The 20,417-nt window shown below is 31.5% G+C and carries 23 protein-coding genes; 8 read left to right on the top strand and 15 right to left on the bottom strand.

Going from position 1 to position 20,417, the window contains the following annotated elements:
* Positions 1-4: 4 nt before the first annotated feature.
* Genes B2217_RS06925 through B2217_RS06910 form a run of 4 tightly spaced genes read right to left on the bottom strand, consistent with a single transcriptional unit; the run spans position 5 to position 3,736 of the window.
* Complete coding sequence (locus B2217_RS06925; protein ID WP_038332291.1) at positions 5-253, bottom strand: acyl carrier protein; 249 nt, start codon at positions 251-253, stop codon at positions 5-7.
* 1 nt (position 254) lies between these two features.
* On the bottom strand, positions 255-1,481 hold the full coding sequence (locus tag B2217_RS06920; RefSeq protein ID WP_291122224.1) for a beta-ketoacyl-[acyl-carrier-protein] synthase family protein: 1,227 nt from the start codon (positions 1,479-1,481) through the stop codon (positions 255-257).
* Positions 1,482-1,486: 5 nt separating this feature from the next.
* Positions 1,487-2,218: a 3-oxoacyl-ACP reductase FabG gene (gene fabG / locus B2217_RS06915; RefSeq protein WP_291046923.1), complete on the bottom strand. Its 732-nt coding sequence runs from the start codon at positions 2,216-2,218 to the stop codon at positions 1,487-1,489.
* A gap of 3 nt (positions 2,219-2,221) precedes the next feature.
* Positions 2,222-3,736, bottom strand: a complete 1,515-nt coding sequence (locus B2217_RS06910) for an HAL/PAL/TAL family ammonia-lyase (protein ID WP_038332296.1) — start codon at positions 3,734-3,736, stop codon at positions 2,222-2,224.
* A gap of 88 nt (positions 3,737-3,824) precedes the next feature.
* Here B2217_RS06910 and B2217_RS06905 point away from each other — a divergent pair, with 88 nt between their 5' ends.
* A complete protein-coding gene (locus B2217_RS06905) occupies positions 3,825-5,066 on the top strand; it encodes an NAD(P)/FAD-dependent oxidoreductase (RefSeq protein WP_180904831.1) in 1,242 nt (413 codons plus the stop codon).
* An 84-nt stretch (positions 5,067-5,150) separates the two neighbouring features.
* On the top strand, positions 5,151-6,017 hold the full coding sequence (locus B2217_RS06900; protein ID WP_180904832.1) for a cupin-like domain-containing protein: 867 nt from the start codon (positions 5,151-5,153) through the stop codon (positions 6,015-6,017).
* A 79-nt stretch (positions 6,018-6,096) separates the two neighbouring features.
* On the opposite strand, the gene rplS is transcribed toward B2217_RS06900, so the two are convergent.
* From rplS to ppk2 (B2217_RS06880), 4 genes are all read right to left on the bottom strand, one after another.
* The gene (gene rplS, locus B2217_RS06895) at positions 6,097-6,447 is read right to left on the bottom strand and encodes a 50S ribosomal protein L19 (RefSeq protein WP_019975296.1); all 351 of its coding nucleotides are present in this window, start codon (positions 6,445-6,447) and stop codon (positions 6,097-6,099) included.
* Positions 6,448-6,562: 115 nt separating this feature from the next.
* Positions 6,563-7,366 (bottom strand): polyphosphate kinase 2, encoded by an 804-nt coding sequence (ppk2, locus tag B2217_RS06890; protein WP_180904834.1) that lies wholly within the window; start codon positions 7,364-7,366, stop codon positions 6,563-6,565.
* A 17-nt stretch (positions 7,367-7,383) separates the two neighbouring features.
* On the bottom strand, positions 7,384-8,202 hold the full coding sequence (ppk2, locus tag B2217_RS06885) for a polyphosphate kinase 2 (RefSeq protein WP_180904835.1): 819 nt from the start codon (positions 8,200-8,202) through the stop codon (positions 7,384-7,386).
* 17 nt (positions 8,203-8,219) lie between these two features.
* Positions 8,220-9,026: a polyphosphate kinase 2 gene (gene ppk2 / locus B2217_RS06880; protein ID WP_407932333.1), complete on the bottom strand. Its 807-nt coding sequence runs from the start codon at positions 9,024-9,026 to the stop codon at positions 8,220-8,222.
* A 248-nt stretch (positions 9,027-9,274) separates the two neighbouring features.
* Here ppk2 (B2217_RS06880) and B2217_RS06875 point away from each other — a divergent pair, with 248 nt between their 5' ends.
* The 3 genes from B2217_RS06875 (at position 9,275) to B2217_RS06865 (ending at position 10,701) form a co-directional block, all read left to right on the top strand.
* Positions 9,275-9,586, top strand: a complete 312-nt coding sequence (locus B2217_RS06875; protein ID WP_291122223.1) for a hypothetical protein — start codon at positions 9,275-9,277, stop codon at positions 9,584-9,586.
* Positions 9,587-9,755: 169 nt separating this feature from the next.
* On the top strand, positions 9,756-10,052 hold the full coding sequence (locus B2217_RS06870) for a YHS domain-containing protein (RefSeq protein ID WP_180904837.1): 297 nt from the start codon (positions 9,756-9,758) through the stop codon (positions 10,050-10,052).
* Entirely contained in the window at positions 10,045-10,701 is a 657-nt protein-coding gene (locus B2217_RS06865) for an SCO family protein (protein WP_180904838.1), read from the top strand. Before B2217_RS06870 ends, B2217_RS06865 begins: the two co-directional genes overlap by 8 nt.
* Before the next feature lie 48 nt (positions 10,702-10,749).
* On the opposite strand, the gene B2217_RS06860 is transcribed toward B2217_RS06865, so the two are convergent.
* Positions 10,750-11,364, bottom strand: a complete 615-nt coding sequence (locus B2217_RS06860) for an NAD(P)H-dependent oxidoreductase (protein WP_180904839.1) — start codon at positions 11,362-11,364, stop codon at positions 10,750-10,752.
* 92 nt (positions 11,365-11,456) lie between these two features.
* Here B2217_RS06860 and B2217_RS06855 point away from each other — a divergent pair, with 92 nt between their 5' ends.
* Together B2217_RS06855 and B2217_RS06850 are read left to right on the top strand one after the other, a co-directional pair.
* Entirely contained in the window at positions 11,457-11,843 is a 387-nt protein-coding gene (locus tag B2217_RS06855; RefSeq protein WP_180904840.1) for a hypothetical protein, read from the top strand.
* A gap of 12 nt (positions 11,844-11,855) precedes the next feature.
* On the top strand, positions 11,856-12,767 hold the full coding sequence (locus tag B2217_RS06850; protein ID WP_180904841.1) for a LysR family transcriptional regulator: 912 nt from the start codon (positions 11,856-11,858) through the stop codon (positions 12,765-12,767).
* Here B2217_RS06850 and B2217_RS06845 read toward each other — a convergent pair.
* The 3 genes from B2217_RS06845 to B2217_RS06835 form a co-directional block, all read right to left on the bottom strand.
* Positions 12,764-13,429 (bottom strand): response regulator transcription factor, encoded by a 666-nt coding sequence (locus tag B2217_RS06845; RefSeq protein WP_180904842.1) that lies wholly within the window; start codon positions 13,427-13,429, stop codon positions 12,764-12,766. The two genes, B2217_RS06850 and B2217_RS06845, sit on opposite strands and share 4 nt — an antisense overlap.
* A gap of 14 nt (positions 13,430-13,443) precedes the next feature.
* Complete coding sequence (locus B2217_RS06840; RefSeq protein ID WP_180904843.1) at positions 13,444-15,144, bottom strand: tetratricopeptide repeat-containing sensor histidine kinase; 1,701 nt, start codon at positions 15,142-15,144, stop codon at positions 13,444-13,446.
* Between the two features lie 63 nt (positions 15,145-15,207).
* Entirely contained in the window at positions 15,208-15,363 is a 156-nt protein-coding gene (locus B2217_RS06835) for a hypothetical protein (RefSeq protein WP_180904844.1), read from the bottom strand.
* Between the two features lie 355 nt (positions 15,364-15,718).
* Here B2217_RS06835 and B2217_RS06830 point away from each other — a divergent pair, with 355 nt between their 5' ends.
* Positions 15,719-16,501, top strand: a complete 783-nt coding sequence (locus B2217_RS06830) for a hypothetical protein (RefSeq protein WP_180904845.1) — start codon at positions 15,719-15,721, stop codon at positions 16,499-16,501.
* A 58-nt stretch (positions 16,502-16,559) separates the two neighbouring features.
* Here B2217_RS06830 and B2217_RS06825 read toward each other — a convergent pair whose 3' ends face one another.
* Genes B2217_RS06825 through B2217_RS06815 form a run of 3 tightly spaced genes read right to left on the bottom strand, consistent with a single transcriptional unit; the run spans position 16,560 to position 20,398 of the window.
* On the bottom strand, positions 16,560-18,002 hold the full coding sequence (locus B2217_RS06825) for a TSUP family transporter (protein WP_180904846.1): 1,443 nt from the start codon (positions 18,000-18,002) through the stop codon (positions 16,560-16,562).
* Positions 17,992-18,795, bottom strand: a complete 804-nt coding sequence (locus tag B2217_RS06820; RefSeq protein WP_180904847.1) for a DUF2490 domain-containing protein — start codon at positions 18,793-18,795, stop codon at positions 17,992-17,994. Before B2217_RS06820 ends, B2217_RS06825 begins: the two co-directional genes overlap by 11 nt.
* Positions 18,746-20,398 carry an NADPH-dependent assimilatory sulfite reductase hemoprotein subunit gene (locus tag B2217_RS06815; RefSeq protein WP_180906849.1) on the bottom strand — a complete coding sequence of 551 codons (1,653 nt, stop codon included), beginning with the start codon at positions 20,396-20,398 and terminating at the stop codon, positions 18,746-18,748. Before B2217_RS06815 ends, B2217_RS06820 begins: the two co-directional genes overlap by 50 nt.
* Positions 20,399-20,417: the final 19 nt, after the last annotated feature.

The following is a 20,417-nucleotide window of genomic DNA, read 5'->3' as shown; positions in this document are numbered from 1 at the left end:
TCTGTTATTTATTCTCTAACTTTTGTTCTACAATTGCATAGAAATCTTCAAAAGTTATCATATTTTGAAAATCTTCTTTAATTAATTTCACACCGAAATTAGATTCAATGATTACCACTAAATCAACATAGTCCAAACTATCTAAATCTAAAGATTCTTTAATATTTTTTTCCTCTGAAATCACAGAAGGATCAACTTCAAATTCATCAATTAAGATAGCATTTAATTTTTCAGCGATTTTACTTTTCACCATATTAGGAGTTAAATTTTTTAATTACTAAGGCAGAATTCGTTCCACCAAATCCAAAAGAATTCGACAAATATACATCAAATTCTTTATTTAAGGTTTCTTTAACAATGTTTAATTTAACTGAATCTTCGTCTGCTTCTTCGAAATTAATATTTGGTGCAATAAATTTATTCATCATCATTAAGTTAGAATAAATAATCTCACTTGCTCCTGCCATCCAACATTCGTGTCCCGTCATCGATTTTGTAGAACTTACAAAAGGTTTCGTTTTTCCAAAAACTTGGTCAATCGCTTTTGCTTCGTTCGCATCACCAACTGGCGTAGAAGTCGCATGTGCATTGATATATTGAATTTCATCAGCAGAAATTTTTGCTTGTTTCAACGCTCTATTCATTGCAATTGCTGGCCCATCTACATTTGGCGTAGAAATATGTCCACCATTCGACGAAAAACCATAACCCAAAACCTCAGCAATAATTGGCGCACCACGTTTTACTGCGGATTCATAGCTTTCTAAAATCAATGTTGCTCCACCTCCACTCGGCACCAATCCATCACGATTTTTATCGAAAGGACGACAAGCTTGTGTAGGATTTGCTTCATTTTCGGAAAAAACACCCAAACCATCAAAACTTGCCATTGCATACTTATTAATCTCCTGTGCTCCTCCACAAATAATCATATCTTGCAGACCATCTTTGATCATCATATAACCTAATCCAATCGAATGCGAACCACTTGCACAAGCTGCACTAATCGTAAAACTAATTCCAGTCAACTCAAAAATTGTTGCAAGATTCATGGTTACAGTAGAATTCATTGACTTGAAAATCGCTCCAGAACCAATTAATTCAGTATCTTTTTTCTCACGAACAATATCTATTGCATCAATAATTGCTTTTGAAACACTATCGTTTCCATATATAATTCCGACCTCGTTAGTCTTGATATACTCTTCCGTCAAATTAGCATTTTTCAACGCTTCTAAAGTTGCCATATAAGCGAACTCTGTTTCTTGACCAATTGTAATTCGTTGTCGACGATTCAAAAAAGGTTTCAAATCTGGTACTGGAACAGTTCCCGTCAAAGCTGATTTAAAGCCAAATTCTTTGCGTACTTCATCAAAAATAATTCCTGATTTTCCTTGACGCAAAGATTCTGTTACCTCTTCTAATGATGTTCCTAAGCAAGAATAGATGCCCATTCCTGTTATTACTACTCTTTGACTCATTTTATCTAAGAATAAATTCCTCCATTTATATTAATAACCTCTCCTGTGATATAACTCGATTTTTTAGAAACCAAAAAGCTTACCAAATCAGCAACTTCTTCGGCTTTTCCAAAACGATTTGCTGGAATCAACTTCTTTAATTCTTGTTGATCCAATTCATCTGTCATATCCGTTTCGATAAAACCTGGTGCAACAGCATTCACAGTTACATTACGTTTTGCTATTTCTTGTGCCAATGCTTTCGTAGCACCTATCACAGCAGCTTTTGCAGCAGAATAGTTTGTTTGTCCTGGCGTTCCTTTCAAACCAGAAACAGAAACTATATTAACAATTCTTCCGAATCTATTTCTCAATAATGGATTAATAAAGAAATGAGTTACGTTGTAAAAACCATTCAAGCTTGTATTAATCACATTTGACCAATCTTCTTGAGAAATCCACATAAACAAATTGTCTTTCGTAATACCTGCATTGTTTACAATAACTTCTACAATTGCATCTGTATTTTTCTCTGTCCATTCGGTTAAAACTTGTTGCGTTTGATTTGCATCAGCCACATCAAATTTTAAAATTTCTCCTGTTCCTCCTAATGCTTCAACTTCTTTCAAAGTCTCTAACGCAGCAGCTTCATTCGAATTATAATTTATCAAAAGATGATAATCATGTTCTTCGGCAATTTTCAAACAAATTGCTTTTCCAATTCCACGAGAACCACCTGTTACAATTGCACATTTCATGCTTTAGTTTACTTTATTATTTAGTAAATATTTTTTAACTTCCTTAAGATAAGGATAAATCACCTCATCTTCTTTAAATACAGGAACAATTTTACGAATCGAATCATAAAATGCTTTCCCTTTCGAAGATAATTTATCTTGTATTTGTAGAAATTCTATCGCTTGCGTTACAGCCATACTCTGAACCGTCAACACTTCGAACGTATTATCAATCACTTTTGCACAAATCGTAGCCGCATTTGTTCCCATACTCACAATATCTTGATTATCATTGTTGTTTGGAATACTATGCACATACATTGACGTAGAAAGTGTTTGATTTTCAGCTGTTGTAGAAGTCGCCGTAAATTGAGCAGCTTGCAAACCGAAATTAAAACCAAGCGTTCCTAAATTGACAAAAGGTGGTAAAATATTATTGATTTTTGGATTGACTAAATAGTTTAATTGACGTTCACTTAGCATTGATAGACGCGTAACAGCCAATTTTAATTTATCCAATTCTAATGAAACATAATCGCCATGAAAATTTCCTCCATGATGAACAGTTTGATTTTCAACATCGATAATTGGATTATCACTCGCCGAATTTATTTCATTTTCTAGTACTTCTTTCGCGGCATTCCAAGTATCATAAATTGGTCCTAAAATCTGAGGAACACAACGCAACGAATAATATTCTTGTACTTTTTCTTCAAAAATTTTCTCAGTACGTTCTTGATATAATTCGTCTGCACGTTTTTTGACTAATTTGCTATCATTCAAAAAATCGGTCATTTTATTCGCCACATAACGTTGACCAACATGTTGTTTAGCCTCGTTCAACGGTTTTGAATAATGATCATCAAAAGATTGTACAATTTCATTCATCATCGAGCTTAACGTAATCGAAAGATTAATTAATTGATTAACTTTAATCAAATTTACCATTCCAATTCCCGTCATTACCGAAGTTCCGTTCATAATTGATAAACCTTCGCGAATATGAACTTCTATTGGTTGAAGATTTTCAAGTTCAAACACTTCTTTCGTCGATTTGATTTCTCCTTTATAAAAAACTTCTCCTTCTCCAATTAATGTCAAAGCCAAATGCGCCAATTGAACCAGATCTCCACTAGCACCAACGCTTCCATGTTGATAAATGACAGGTAAAATATCACGGTTTACTAATTCTTGCATCAATACTAAAACTGAAGGATGAATCCCAGAATATCCCAACGAAAGCGTATTAAAACGTGCAATAACCGCAGCTTTTGTTTGGTCTAACGTCAACGGTTCTCCAATTCCTGTACAATGACTTCTGATTAGATTATATTGAAGCTGAATTGTATTTTCATCCTCAATACGATATTGTGCCATTGGTCCAAAACCTGTATTTACGCCGTAAATTATTTTATTTTTTGAAAATTCTTTCAGGAATTTAAAACTATTCTCCACACGATCAAATGTTGATTTATCGAGCAATAATTTTTTATTCTCAAAAAGTATGTTTTCTATAGTGTCAATTGTTAATTTTGTCATGTTATTGATTAGGTAAAAGATTTATCGATTTTGGTTATTTACTCCCTCAATCAGTTGCAAAAATAATTAAAAAACTATACAAAAAGTCATGATTGAAAATACAGATGTTTTAATCATCGGTGCAGGACCTTCGGGATCGGTTGCAGCAGCCTATTTAAGAGAAAAAAACATTAAAGTTATTGTTTTAGAAAAAACTCAATTTCCGAGAATTGTTGTAGGTGAAAGTTTAATCCCTCGCTCTATGGATCATTTCGAAGAAGCTGGATTGTTACCATATTTAGAGAAACAAAATTTCGAAGTAAAACCTGGTGCGAGATTTATTCGAGGTGAACAGATTTGTATTTTCGATTTCAGTAAAAAATTTGGTAAAGGAAAAGATTGGACTTGGCAAGTTCCACGCGCTGATTTTGACATGACTTTAGCTGATGCAATTATAGACAAAGGTGCTGATTTACGTTTTAATGAAGAGGTAATTAATGTTCAATTTGAAGGAAAAAACTCGATTACAACTGTTAAAAAACAAAATGGAGAAACTTATCAAATCAATGCAAAATTTTTAATTGATGCGAGTGGATATGGTCGTGTTTTACCACGATTATTAAATATTGATAGCCCATCAAAACTAAATCCTCATTCAGCAATTTTCACGCATATTGATGATGTTCGTCGCCCTAAAGGTCGAGAGGGAACGCAGATTTCATTTGATATTATCGAAACAAAAGTTTGGTTGTGGGTAATTCCTTTTTCGAATGGAAAAACAAGTGTCGGAATCGTTGGCCCAACAGATTATATTAATCAATTATCAACCAATCAAGATACAACGGAAGCTTTGCAAAATGCAATTCAAAAATCCGATTTTTACGTCAATCGCTTTGGTAATTTACCATTTGAATTTAATCCAATTTGGTTAAAAAATTATTCTGCTGCGGTAACTAAAATGTTTGGCGATGGTTATGTTTTAACAGGAAATAGTACCGAGTTTTTAGATCCTGTTTTCTCTTCTGGCGTTTGTTTCGCAACAGAAAGTGGTTTGAAAGCTGCGAAACTTGCTATTAAAGAAATAAATGGTGAAAAAGTTGATTGGCAAACCGATTACGAAGATTATATGAAAGAAGGAATCGATGTTTTTACCACTTATGTACAAGAATGGTATACCGGAAATTTGCAAGAATTATTTTTCCATCAACCTGAAAATCCTGATGTCAAAGAAAAAATTTGTGCTGTTTTAGCAGGATATGTTTGGAACAAAGAAAATCCATTTGTTAAAAAACATTATAGCGTCATCCGGAATATGGCGCATCTGATTCGAATGGTTAAAGAAACAGAATAAATGAAAAGTCAACAATATGTTGGCTTTTTTGTTTTTAATTCAGATAGATTCTCTATTTTTGAGTAATCCAATACTTTAAAACGTATGCAATTTCAAGCTATTGATACAGTTGAATCAATTTCGAAAGAAGATTTTATCAAAAATTATCTCAAAAAAAGAAAACCTTTGTTATTGAAAGGTTATGCGAAGAATTGGAAGGATTTTGACAAATGGAATCTCGATTATATCAAAGAAAAAGCTGGAGAACAAATTGTGCCTTTATATGACAGCAAACCTGCTGATGCTAACAAAAGCTCGGATACTCCTGCAACGCATATGAAGTTTAATGAGTATGTGGATTTAATCAAAAAAGAGCCCTCTGATTTAAGAATTTTCTTTTTTATTATCAAAGATAAAATTCCCGAATTACTCAAAAATTTTACTTACCCTGATCTTGGTTTAAAGTATTTTGAGCGTTTACCTACTCTTTTTTTTGGAGGAAGTGAAGCAAAAGTTTTGATGCATTATGATGTAGATATGACCGATTTTATTCATTTTCAATTTCAAGGAGATAAACAAATTTTATTGTTTGATCCAAAACAATCCAAAGCTTTATATAAAGTACCACTTTCGGTACATACCATTTACGAAATCGATTATGATCATCCCGATTACGAAAAATTCCCTGCTTTAAAACACGCAAAAGGTTTTGATTTTGTCATGAATCACGGTGATGCGCTATTTATCCCGCGTGGTTATTGGCATTATAATCGCTATTTAGAAGCAGGATTCTCAATGTCTTTACGTGCTTTTCCTAATGAGTTTTTCCAAGTAATGAATACAGTTTATCATGTTTTTATTATGCGTTACACCGATAAATTAATGCGTAAACTATTTCAAGGAAAATGGATTAACTTCAAAGAAAAATGGGCGATAAAGAAAAGTCATAAGTATTATGGGATAGAGAAATAAGATTTTTAAAAAATTATTAAAATAAAAAAATCCGTTCGATAATCGAACGGATTTTATATTTTTCCTAAAAAAGCAGTTTTTAGTAAGCAGCGTCTTTGATACGAGCTTTTTTACCACGTAATGCTCTGAAGTAGAAGATACGAGCTCTACGAACTTTACCTTTTTTGTTTACTTCAATTTTTTGTAACGCTGGCATGTTAACTGGGAAGATACGCTCTACACCAACATCTCCAGACATTTTACGGATTGTGAAAGTTTCTGTAGTTCCTTGTCCTCTTCTTTGGATAACAACCCCTTTAAAGAACTGAACACGAGTTTTTCCACCCTCTGTAATTTCTTGATAAACTGTAATAGTATCACCTGCTGCGAAAGCTGGGAACTCTTTTTTAGCTACGTATTTCTCTTGTACGTATTTTACTAAATTTTCCATTATTATAATTTCAATTTATTAGAATTGAGCAACTTAAACGTCTTTCGTCAGAGGTTGAACAATGTGGGTGCAAAATTAATCAAAAATCTTGATTATACAAATGATTCTCTTTCTTTTATGAATGAATTTTTACTAATTCATTTTCAAAAGTTTTATTTTCTAATTTAGCAATGATTGATTTCATCGCTAAAAGTCGAGCAGCTTTTTTATCATCTGTCACAATTTCTAGCCAAGACGAACTTTCTGTTCCTGTTTGTTGAAACATTTTATCGATATAATTGGTATAAATGTCCCATAACTCTTGTGCCTTTTGATCCAATGCTCCTAATTTCCACTGTTTCATTTCGTCATCTTTTCGCTCTTGTAATCGTTCTGCTTGTTCTTCCTTCGAAATTGAAAGAAAAATTTTAATCAGAATAATTCCATCATCTTGCAAAAGCTTCTCTACTTCTACAACTTGTTTCATGAATTTTGAATGTTGATCTTCTGTACAAAATCCAAAAACTGGCTCGACAACCGCTCTATTGTACCAAGAACGATCAAAAAAAACGATTTCTCCTGCATTTGGTAATTCTTTAAAATATCGTTGAAAATACCATTGTCCTTGTTCTATTTCGGTCGGCTTTGGTAATGCTTCAACACGATATTTTTTTGGATTTAGAAATTCTGTTATTCTCGAAATTGTTCCTCCTTTTCCAGCCGCATCTCGACCTTCGAAAATAATTAATACACGTTTATTCTCCTGAATAACTTTAGATTGTATTTCTAACAATTTTTCTTGAAGTTCCTTCAGTTCTTTCTCATAAGCAAGTTGTTCTTTGAACTTCTTTTCTTTTATAATATCATGTTTAACCAAAAAATCAATGATTTCTTGCTTATTATTTATTTTTTCTAAATCGTTTAAATCAAATTCGGCCATAATTATAGATTTGATGATTAATTTTCTTCTTCTAAGTTTTGATGTTTCAAAATACGTTTATTTTTATCTTCATAAGGTATTTTAGACAAAATATATTCCATCGATTCTACTCTAGCTTTGTACTTTTTGTTGGCATCAATGATTTTCCAAGGAGCAACATCTGTATTTGTTTTCTCAAACATTACATCTTTATAAGCGGAATAAACATCAAATAAATCTTGCGCTTTTTGATCAACAGAACTATACTTCCATCGTTTGGTTGGTGAATTTACAATATCTGCAAAACGTTTTGCTTGTTGTTCTTTTGTAATCGAAAAATAAATTTTAATCAAATATATTGCTGAATTAATCCACATTTTTTCGACATCATTCACTTCGTTCATAAACGTTTCGTATTCGTCATTAGAACAAAAACCATTAACAGGTTCTACAACAGCACGATTATACCAAGAACGATCAAAAAAGACTATTTCTCCTTCACGAGGAAGTTGACGAACATAACGTTGAAAATACCATTGTCCACGTTCTACTTCATTAGGCTTTGGAAGTGCTATAATTCTATGCTCACGAGGGTTTAAATGTTCTACAATTCGACGAATTGCGCCACCTTTTCCAGCTGCATCTCGGCCTTCAAAAACAATCACTACTTTCCGTTTATTTTCGGCTACCCAAGTTTGTAATTTTATCAATTCTTCTTGTAATTGCTCTATCCTATTTTCATATTTTACAGTACGCAAGGCTTTCGCAAAATTCAATTTCCCATGATCAGATTGCAAAAGTCCAACAAGACCTTTTTTGGTTTCGATTAATTTTAAATCTTTCGGTTTTAACTCCATTTTCTTACTATTTAAAATTAATGATTCAGTTCTTTTACCATTCGATAATAACGCTCAATCACATTTGGATCCACCATCAAATTTACTTCAGCATCCTCTTTTCCTTTATAATTAAACAAAGAAAGCACATAACGAATAGATTCTAATCTTGCCGCATTTTTATCATTTGCATTGACAATAATCCAAGGCGAAAAAGAGTTGTGTGTCCGCGTAAACATTTGATTGATATAATGCGAAAATTCGTCCCAAAGTTCCTGTCCTTTTGCATCAACTGGACTATATTTCCATTTTTTAAGCGGATTATTTAACCTCGAATCAAAACGTGCTTGCTGCTCCTCTTTCGTCACAGAAAACCACAATTTGATAATATATGTCCCAGATTCGTACAACATATGTTCAAATTCCGAAACTTGCACCATAAATTGCTCATATTGTTGCTCTGTACAAAACCCCATAACTGGCTCTACAACCGCCCTGTTGTACCAACTTCTATCAAAAAAAACAATTTCCCCAGCATTTGGTAATTCTTTGATATAACGATTGAAGTACCATTGATTTTGCTCGACTTCTGTAGGTTTATTCAATGCAACAACACGCATAGAACGCGGATTAAGATGCTCGCGAAAACGGCGAATTGTTCCTCCTTTCCCTGAAGCATCTCGTCCTTCGAAAATAATTGCAACTTTTTTCTTTTCTGTCGAAATCCAATTTTGAAGATTTACTAATTCTGATTGCAGTTTTAATAATTCATTTTCGTATTCAAATTTCTTGAGAACATTTTTATATAAAGGATTTTCTTCTTGATTTTCAACTAAAAAGCTCATCAATTCTTCGGTTGTTGTAAAATCTAAAATCTTACTTTTTTTCATAAATATTTATAGATTGTAAAATCTTTTTTAAGGTAAAAATTTTACAGAACATAAAAGTGAAGATTATGATAAATCTTTCTTTTAAAATCATAAATTTTATCATATTCAACCTCAATCAATTTGGTTAAATTTGTCACTAAATTAGTTTTTTGCGCATATTATTTTTCATATCACTCATATTTTCTATCGCATTTCGTCCTTTAATGCCGGTGATAGATTATGTTTTGAATTATGAAGAAATCGCAAATGAACTTTGTGAAAATCGAGAAAAACCTGAATTACTTTGTAATGGTTTTTGCTATTTGAAAGATGAAATTTCGAAAAGTGAAAAGAATCAGTCAGAAAATCATTTTGTCAAAAATTCGGTCAAAATTTTAGATGCGATTGTTCCTCAAAAACAAATTATTTCTCCAAAAAAATATTTTACGCAAAAAAATAAATTATCAACTGATTATTATCTAGATATTAATTCTGATTATATTATTCGTTTAGTTTTTCATCCGCCAATTGTTTAGTTTTTATTTCTAGATTTCGATGAAAAAAACCGTCAATTCGAATAAAATTCATCTTAATTCTCGATACAATTTTTAGAAATACTTGTACTTAGTTTATCGAAGTAATATTTCTAAAAATCACTCGAATTGACGAATTTTAATTTAATTAAAAACAAATAAACAATTTAAAATGAAAAACTTAAAAAATATATTCACTTTAATCGTAGTAGGGTTTGCATTATTTTCTTGTAACAAAGAGCAACCAAAACAAGAGAATTTTGAAGTAAAACATGTTTCTCACGAAGAAATGAAAGCAGCAACTAAATTGGATGTTGCGGTTGTGAACGAAGTTGATCCAATTTGCGGAATGAAAACTGCGGAACATTTGAGTGATACAGCTAATTACCAAGGAAAAACGTATGGTTTTTGTTCGACAATGTGCAAAGAAGAATTTCTAAAAAATCCAGAAAAACATATTCATGAATAAACAATTAATAGCCGTTATTGTTATTATTTTAGGCGTTATTGGAACTGTTTTTTGGTTAAAAAATAAGCCAAAAGACGAACTTTACACCGTAATGAAAGTTCCAGAATTTTCGATGACGAATCAAAATAATCAAACGATTACAAATCGTGATATGTTAGGAAAAGTGTACGTTGTAGAATTTTTCTTTACAAGTTGTCCAACGATTTGTCCTGTGATGAGCCATAATTTACGTTCGATAGAAGATGAAATAAATGATGCAAACCTTGGTTTTATTTCGGTTACGATTGATCCAAAACGAGATACACCTGCTCGATTGTTAGAATATGCAAAACAAATTGGTGTAAAATCTCCGAATTGGCATTATTTAACTTCGAATCGAGAAAATATTGAACAACTTTCGGATAAATTCAATATTTATGTTGGAAAAGATGAAACAACTGCCGAAGGTCTAAATCATAGTGGAAAACTTGCATTGGTTGATAAACAAGGAAATATCAGAAGTCGATATGATAAAATGGGTGTTCCAATGTTGTTTTATTCGGGACTGAATTATAAAGACCCTGAAGGAAAAGAACCTTCTCTTGGTGGAAAATACCATCCTGAAATAGAATTTTTAAAAGAAGATATTAAAAAACTTCTTGCAGAATAAAATTTAAAACCCTCCTAAAATGGAGGGTTTTGTTTTAATTATAATTTTCTAAATCACAGCAAACTCATCCTCTATTTCAGCTTTCAAAAATGATTTGTATTCATTTTGATAAGCTTCAATCCGCTCTAGCGTTGCATTTTTCTCGATATCATGAAAGTGGAAACTATTCAATCTTGTCATTCCTGTAAATTCATTCATTTTATGAAATCCAAATAAAACACCTTCATCAACAGATTTTTGCTCAAAAAATTCACCTTCTAACGTAAAAGCTTCTTCTGGCGCGTTCCAAGTACTTGTTACCATATATTTTTTTCCGTGCATCAATCCACCTTTTCCGTAATTAATTGCAGGATTTTTTCGTGAACGGCCATCACTTGCGTACATTCCATTATTGTGTCCTGCTGTAAAAACATCATCTATGTAAAACTTTAATCGAAAAGGAACTTGAAACCACCAAATTGGCACATGATAAATAATCAAATCTGCCCATTTAAAATTCTCAACTTCTTCTTTTGGGTCAAATTCATCATTAATATCTGTTATTCGAATATTTAATCCTAAATCTTTTAAAACTTCTTTTGACCAAGTTGTAATAGAATGATTTAGCTTTCCGCCTGAATGTGCATATTTAAGACCGCCGTTTATGATAAAAACATTTTTCATTGTATTTTCTTTTTTGATAAGACAAAATTCCGACAAGTTTTTCTATTATTAAAATAACTCAAATTATATATTTGTATCATAATTATTATAGAATGAGAAAACAATATCATTTTAGAACAATTGATAACAAATTATATGCGTGGGATGTAGACAATCTAATTTCTCTAACAAAGGAATTAGAAATCGAAAATATTGATTTGACTAAAATAAAAGAGTTTGAAGAAACCTATTGGTATAATGAAGAAGGAGATTCTCCGACATGTCGTTCTATCACACAACATATAAAATTGGTTAATGATTCAGACTTAAATTATCCAATAATTATTTGTCCTGATGGAAAATTGATGGACGGAATGCATCGTATTGTAAAAGCAAATTTATTGGAGTTGAAAACGATAAAAGCGTATCGACTTTCGACCTTACCAAAACCCGATTATATTGATGTAAATCCTGAGGATTTACCTTATGACGAAAATTAAAATTTAGAAATTATGCAATCAAATTTTGAATGGTTCAGAACGTTTAAAGCAATTTATGAAACTGGAACTTTATCTGCTGCAGCGCAACAATTATTTATTTCGCAACCTGGTGTTAGCTTACATCTCAATTCGTTAGAAGCCTATACGGGCTACAAATTATTTGATCGATCGGCGCGAAAAATGGTTCCGACTGAAAAAGGAAAAATTTTGTATAATTTTATTTTAGAACCGATTCAAAAATTAGCTGCTGCGGAGCAACATTTTCATAAACGAGCTGATAAAGATCGTGCAACAATCAGCATCGGAATGTGTTTTGAAACTTTTCAATATACATTAGAAGAGCATGTTTCTGATTTAGATTTTAACCTAATCATCAAATTTGGAGATTATAAATTGATGCATCAAGATTTGGATAATGGTTTATTAGATTTGGTTATCACACCTCAAAAAAGTACCCACAAAAATCTTTGTTATCATCCTTTTTCGAAAGAAAGAATAATTTTGATCGCAGGAAACAATACAGATTTAACTTCAATCGAAAAAAGTTTAAACCACAAAGATTATAAAGCTCTAAAAAATGACTTAAAAAACAATCTTTGGTACAGCACAGCCGCCGATATAGAGCATTTGAAACATTTTTGGATGGAAAATTTTAAAGAACATCCAGATTTCAAACCTAATTATATCGTTCCAAATATCAGTTCTATTATTCGTTGTTTGAGTGATGGAAATGGCTTTTCTATTGTTCCTGACTTTTTATGTCAAGAAGCACTAAATTCTGGTAAAATAAAATTGGTTTGGCAAGGTGAAAAACCGTTGGAAAATACACTCTATTTTGGTTCCCGAAAAAATACGATTTACGAAAAAGAAATTGAGCAATTGCAACAGATTTTTGTAGATAAATGGTGTAAAGATTTGGGTTAAATACTTCCCAAATCTTTAAAAAATGCAACCAATTGATGATTACTTGAAATTTGTAATGAATCTTTTAATGAGCCCAATCTCTTTTCTACACTGCTTTGACTTGCTGGTTTAATATTATTTTGTTTTAGATGATTTGAAATATCTTTTAGCAAAATTCCATTCGAAAGCAGAGAAACTAACGTGACATCATACGAAGTAATTTCATACGTATTTTTTTGTTTTATACTACGTTTCATATCCAATTCCAAATGCATTCCGCCCGCAAAAACAGTTTGTATCGCTTTTTTCAACTCTTTAGAATCTTCTCTTCCTTTCGCCACAAACCCATCTATATGGTATTCTTTGAAAAGATTATCTACCATATCCGCTTTCTTTTCTACCGAAAAAACAATCACTTTCAAATTTGGCTGAATCGCTTTTACTGCTTCAATTAAATCTCTTCCTCCTTTCAAGTTTTGCTCGCGATGATCTTCTTCAAAAGACAAATCAGAAATCAATAAATCATAAGGTTGATTGTCGTGTAATGCTTTTTTTACTTTCAAGAATGCATCATCACAATAAAAAGCATAATCAGGATTTTCTACATGTAAATCTTTTAAAACTTTCTGAACCGAAATATTAAAACTCTCAAAATCTTCTGCAATTAATACTTTTTTAAACATACTTTTTATTTAGGTTATTGAATTGGAAATTTGATCTTAATTTTTAGACCATTCACATTTTCAGTTTCAAAAATAACATCTCCGTTTAGATTAGAAATACGTGAAACCGTATTTTGCAAACCATTTTTAGGTTTTAAATCCGAAATTCCAATTCCGTCATCCGAGTAATTGATGATAATTTGCTGATTTTCTTCTTTAAAATTTAATATAACTCGTGAAGCTTCGCTATGTTTTTTCATATTTGTCAACAATTCTTGCATCACCAAGAAAACCTCTGTTTTAGCATAATCTTTTACTTTTTTCCAAAGTTCTTTTTCATTTCCAATCAAAAATATTTTGACTTGTTCCGAATCATAAGAACTTATCAATTGTGCTAATTTTTCGGCAAAATTTTCTTGTTGATTTTCATCGATTTTGTCATAAGAAATATCGCGCGAAATTTCATAAACAACTTCCAATTTATCTAAGATTTCATCACGATTAAATTCTGATTTATTCTCAATATCAGACATCACATGATAAATTCCGTTCGCCACTTTATCGTGTACTTTCTTCGAATATTTCAGTTCCGTTTTCTTGACTTCCAAAACCTTTTCTTGTTGCAACAAAACTTTCTCTTGCTCTAATTTTTGCTTTCTTTTTCTGTACAAAAAATATCCAAAAACAAACAGGACGATCAATAAACCGATTAGAATATAAAGTTTTAAAATATCATTTTTCTTCTTTTCGTTTTCTGCTTCGGCTTTCAAAAAATCTGCACGATTTTTCTCCGAATCATAACGCACCAACGCAAATTGATTTTTCGCTCTGTTACGTTCTAACTGAATACTATCGTTTAGCTTTTGGTAAGCTTCAAAATATTGTTTTGCATTTGTAGGATTTTCTAATAAAATTAGTTGCTGATAAACTTCTAATTTATCGCCTACACTCTTATTTTCGAAAGCAATTTGTTTTCTTTTATGAGCGTAATCCAATGCTTTTTTATGATCCAAATTTGAAAAATAATCTGTTAAATGCGCATAACTTGCATTTTGTCCCCACAAATCATTTTCCTTTAATCTAATATTTAACGCTTTATTTAATTCATTTATAACATTTGATTTATTGTCTTTTAACCATTTCGTGTATCCTAAATTATCAATAATTCGCGCATATTCTTTTTGATTTTCAGTTGTATTCTTATCTTTTAGTAATTCCTGGTAAATCTTTATAGCTTCATCATACTGCTTATCATAACGATAACTATTTGCAATATTATTTTGATTGATAATATAAACATCTTTTTCTGTAGAAAAATCTATTGCTTTTTTATAATAATTTATAGCTTCTTTATAAATTCCTAATTCGTGAGTACTCTGTCCTAAACTATTATATGCACTTGACAACGTTTCTTTTTCACTTTTTATTTGAGGATTTAATAATTTTATTCCCTCTATATTCAATTCTTGACTACCAAACCAATCTCCTTTATAATAACTTATATATCCCATGTTAATCAAACATTTCGCTGCTTGATTCTTATTCATATTCTTAATAAACTCTGAATATGCTTTATTAAAATAAACATAAGCACTATCATACACCTCTTTTTCATAAAAATCCCAAGCTGTATCGTAAGCTTTATTATCTAAATTATCACGTTCAATCTCTTTGTTATTAGATTGTTGACATGAAGTTATTAGAAGTATAATACCAAAAAATAAAATTTTTCTCAAATCATTGTATTTACTCAATAAAGCTAAATAAAAAACGGATAGATTTCTCTATCCGCATTTAGTTTATTTTTTTGGAGGTGTACTTCCTGTTTCACCATTTGTATCACCATCTATACTATCTGATGAAGTTTGTACAACTGGATGTTGATCTTGTGAAATTGTGTTTGCATTTTGATTTGGAAAAAAGAATCCCAATAAAGCGAATAATAATTGTAACATAGCTTAAATTTTTAATTTTTTGATATAGGTGCTCTTCCTCACAAAACAGATTGCGAGTAGTGTACACGAGAAAAAAAGAAGCGCTTCTTTAGTGGGAAGTTTTTTGTAGCCTTGAGAACAATTCAGGAAAAATGCTTCCCTTCAAATCACCTCAACTATTTTCGAGACTACGTTTTCAGAAATCAAGTTTTTTGTTTTTGTTTTGATTTCTATTGCAAAGTAAATACAGAACACAAAGTCGCTGTTAGACAAACAATGGACAAGTTTTGGACAATTATTGGACAGCCCGTTTTACGGGAAACCGTAATTTATTTTGTCCAAAATTTGTCTACTTTGTAAAAGAATTAAAAGTGAAATGTCTACGAAAAAAGATCTATTCGAAAAAGTTTTTGAGAAAGCAAAAAATGAATGTGGGAGTTCAAGTAAAAATGGAATGTCTGTTCATTTAGAAAAAGTAATTTCAGATGATTATAATTATCCTATAACAAGCAAATCTTTCTCTCGACATTTTGATGATTTCGTGAAAGAAAATAATTTAAAGAAGGAAATAAGTCCTGATTTATTAAATATTCTTGCACATTATATCGATTATGAAAGTTTTGGAGATTTTAATCAAAAAAATCAGCTGACAAAAAGTGATGAAAAAGAAGTTAATGTAGAAGAAATCGCATCGGTAGAACCAATAATAGATGATAATATTTCTGAAGAAGAATCAATAATTAATCTTCCATCAAAAAAGAATAATTTCTTTGAGAAAATAAAACTTCAACGAAATAAAATAATTGCTGGAAGTGGCATTGCAACTATTTTGGCTAGTGGAGGATTATTTCTTAATTCATTCAATCAAAATTCGTCTTGTATGATTTGGAAAGAAAATCATTATGAAAAAATCGAATGCGAAGAAACTTCTCCACAAATGAATGCTGTTCCATATAACGAAACTGTTTTTCAATTGAAGAAAATCACAAAACCTGATACTTTAAATTTTGAAAATGCACTTGATAAAGTTTGGTATACAAAGAAAAATGGTGAAGTAGAATTTTATACAAATTACGGTTTACATCCCGAAAATGGTAAAACATTGAAACCTGTCACAAAATATATTTTAACTAAATATGTCTTAAATAATGAACAATAAAAAACACTCAACATGCGAGATGAAGAGTGTTTTGATTGTTAGAAATGATATATAAAATTTAGAAAATTTTAAAAAGAATACGAATACTAAATGTGATCACTAAAAAAGCTACAGCCAAAATAGCTACTTTCTGAGGTATTTTGCCTGCTAATTTCGCTGCAATTGGCGCTGCTAAAGCTCCTCCAATTATTAAACCTGCAATGATAAAACCATGACTTACGCCCAAAGCTGCAAAAAAAGTCAACGATGCAGAGAGTGTCACAAAAAACTCGGCTAAACTAACTGTTCCTACTACTAAGTTCGATTTTTTTCCTTTTGCTAATAAAGTTGATGTCACGACAGGTCCCCAACCACCTCCACCAAAGGCGTCTAAAAATCCTCCTGCAAATCCTAAAAACCCAACTCGTTTTACTTTTTTGCGTTCGATTTTTTTTCTGAATGCTAAAATAATTAATCGAATTCCGATGATTAAGGTGTACGAAGCCAATATTCCGTAAGTAATGGTTTCGTATTTATTCCCCAAATAAACCAATAATAATGATCCCGAAACTGCTCCAATAACGCCTGGAATAGCCAATGCCAACAATAATTTTTTGTTTACATTTCCAAATCTATAATGCGAAAAACCACTAATTCCGCTCGAAAACATTTCGGCAGTATGAATACTACCACTTATTGAAGGCAGATTAACACCAAACAACATCATGCTTGTGGAACACGTTACACCATATCCCAAACCAACGGCTCCGTCGACCATTTGAGCGAAAAAACCAACCGCCAACATAATGTAAAAAACATTTGGAATGTGAATCACAAAATCTTTCGCTTCCGAAAAACTTACGATTGATGACAAAGCATATCCTAAGAATAATGCAAAAAATATCAATGTAATTTCGGTCACTAAACATTTGTATTTTTTAGTCGATTTTTTTCCTTCAAATGAAGAAGTTAAATGATTCAAATCGGTTAGTTTTTGATTAAAATCTCCTTTGTGATTATTTCTAATTTTATTTAAACTTTCAATGTTTTCATCAATTGAATCTGGAATGACATCAGAAAAATACTCTCTCAAACGTTTTGCCATAACAGGAGATTGTCCATTAGTGGAAATCGCAATTTTAAGATGACCTTTATTCACAATCGAACCTAAATAAAAATCACACAAATCTGGCTGATCAGCTGCATTAACCAAAATTCCTTTTGCATTTGCTTTTTGCTTCACTTCTCTCGAAGTTTCTTTATTATCGGTTGCGACAATCACTAAATCTATATCTTCCAAATCACTCGATTCGAACGTATGAGTTTCGTATTTAATTGATGGATATTGCGAAAAAACATCTTTCAATTCTTGTTTAAATTCCTTTGCTACAACTTTCAAATTGATCGAAGGATTTTGTTTGATTAGCGTCGAAACCTTTTCTAATCCTACATTTCCTCCTCCAACAATCAGGAAGCGCAAATGCTCTGTTTTTAAAAATATCGGAAATAAATTATTTTTCATTGTTCTTATTTTGTTTTAGCGAAATTTGATGAAACAGCGATAAACGGAAAATATTTCTGTTATAAAAATCAACCCCACTACTCCGTTGTTGATACCAATTCATATATCCTAATTCTATGGAAAATGATGGATGAAAGGAATAATTCAACGCACCATAAATTCTATTTTGATCGAATGTATTTTTCACGATTTTTCGTCCAACATTAACCATTATTTCATCTTTTATTTTCGCAACCAATTTATTTTTATTGGTTTTATGATCTTTAACCAAAGGAATATCGATACCTAATTGATAACGAAATCGAAGATTAGAAAAACGAAAACCTCCTGTCAATTCGTCATTTTCTGTATCATGAAAAAATCTTGCTTCAGCCTTGTAACGATGATTAATTGTAATTTTTTTTAACTTTTGTTGATAACCAAAACCAATATCAGGTCCAATTTCTGGAACAATCAAATCACTTTCGGAATTTGGATCATTTGGACTTTGCAAAAAATAAGTTATTCCACCAGAAACATTCCAATTTTCATCAAGTTTTCGTTGCAAATTTGATCTAAAAATCAATTGATGTTGAGCACTTGGATCTATAAAATGACGTTCTTGAATTTCACTCAAAATCGAATATTTTTCGTTTATCACCAACGTATTATAGTAACCATACCACAACAAATTTTGATGAGTTACATTTTTCTGAGCAAAACTTTTCGATACAAAACAAAAACATCCGAAAATCATCAGTTTTTTAATTAACCGAAAAATATTTTCGATAGGTAAAATCTCCGAATGTTTCATTGTCTATTTTTTCTTTTGTATAACTTTCGAAAACTTGGTCTAACTCATTCAAAATCTCAGTTTCATTTACTTTTTCTTTGTAAATTTTGTTCAAACGAACACCATATCGATCGCCTCCCAACATCAAATTATAATGTCCAGCAGAAGTCCCTACAAAACCAATTTCCGAAACATACGAACGACCGCAACCATTTGGACAGCCCGTCATACGAATAGAAATATCATCATTTTGAAGTTGATGTTTTTCTAACAAAGGCTCTATTTTAGTCACTAATTCTGGTAAATAACGCTGTGCTTCCGCCAAAGCCAATGGACAAGTTGGTAAAGCCACGCACGCCATCGAATTTTTTCGAAGCTCACTAATATCTTTGTGAATAAAATATTTTTCTAAAAGCTGTTCAACTTTAGCTTTATTCTCAGTCGAAATTTCACCTAACAATAAATTTTGATTCGCTGTAAAAATGAAATTATTGATATTTAATAAAGCCAATTCATGTAAAAATGCTTTCTGATTAGGCTGTACAACTCCATTCTCCACAAATAAAGTGTAATACCACGTTCCATTATTCACTTGTCGCCAATCATAAATATCAGAACGCTCCGTAAATTGATATGGCTGAGAAGGCTCTAATTTAAAACCAACACGTTTTTCTAATTCAGACTTGAAACCATCTACCGTTAATTTATCAACTGTATACTTTAGTCTCGCTAATTTTCGATCGCCACGATTCCCAAAATCACGCTGAATAGTCAACACTTCATAAGCAACTTTCAACACTTTTTCTTCAGAATCAACAAAACCAATTTCGGTTGCTAAACGCGAATATGTATTTGGATTTCCGTGAGTTGTAGACAAACCTCCACCAACAGCGATATTGAAACCTTTCAATTCATTATTTTCGATAATCGCAATCAGTCCCAAATCATTTGCAAAAACATCTACATCATTAGTTGGCGGAATAGCAATTGCAATTTTAAATTTTCGAGGTAAATAGCGATCTTCGTACAAATCATCTTTCTCTGTTTCGCGTTCGTAAATCTTTTCATTATCCACAAAAATCTCATAATACGCTTGTGTTTTAGGCAACAAATGTTTTGATAATTTATCTGCATATGTATGAATTTGAGCGTGAATTGGCGAAACCAACGGATGAGAACTCGCAATTACATTTCGGTTTACATCGCCACAAGCCGCGATAGAATCTAACTTTGCTTGGTCAAACGATTGTAAAGTTGGACGCAATTGATGTTTCAAAATTCCGTGCAATTGAATGGTTTGACGCGTTGTAATTTTCAAAACGCCTGTTCCATATTGTTCAGAAGTTTCGTGAATTGCCAACCATTTATCAGCGTCAATAATTCCACCCGGAATACGCAAACGAATCATAAATGAATACAATTTGTCTAACTTTTTTTCTGCACGTTCTTCTCGTCTATCACGATCATCTTGCACATACATTCCGTGAAATTTCACCAAAGCTTCGTCATCTGCACGTACATTTCCAGTGTGATTATCCAGCTCTATACTCTCTTTTAACGTACCGCGAAGTCCGTCACTTTTTATTTTAATTCCTTCTATAGGAGATTGTTTTTCTATACTCATTTTGTTAATTGTTGGTTGA

Origin of the sequence: Empedobacter sp. UBA7620 (genome assembly GCF_002484185.1) — a bacterium.
GTDB classification, from domain to species: domain Bacteria; phylum Bacteroidota; class Bacteroidia; order Flavobacteriales; family Weeksellaceae; genus Empedobacter; species Empedobacter falsenii_C.
The sequence above is the reverse complement of the archived record's forward strand: the minus strand, read 5'-3'. Positions and strand labels throughout refer to the sequence as shown.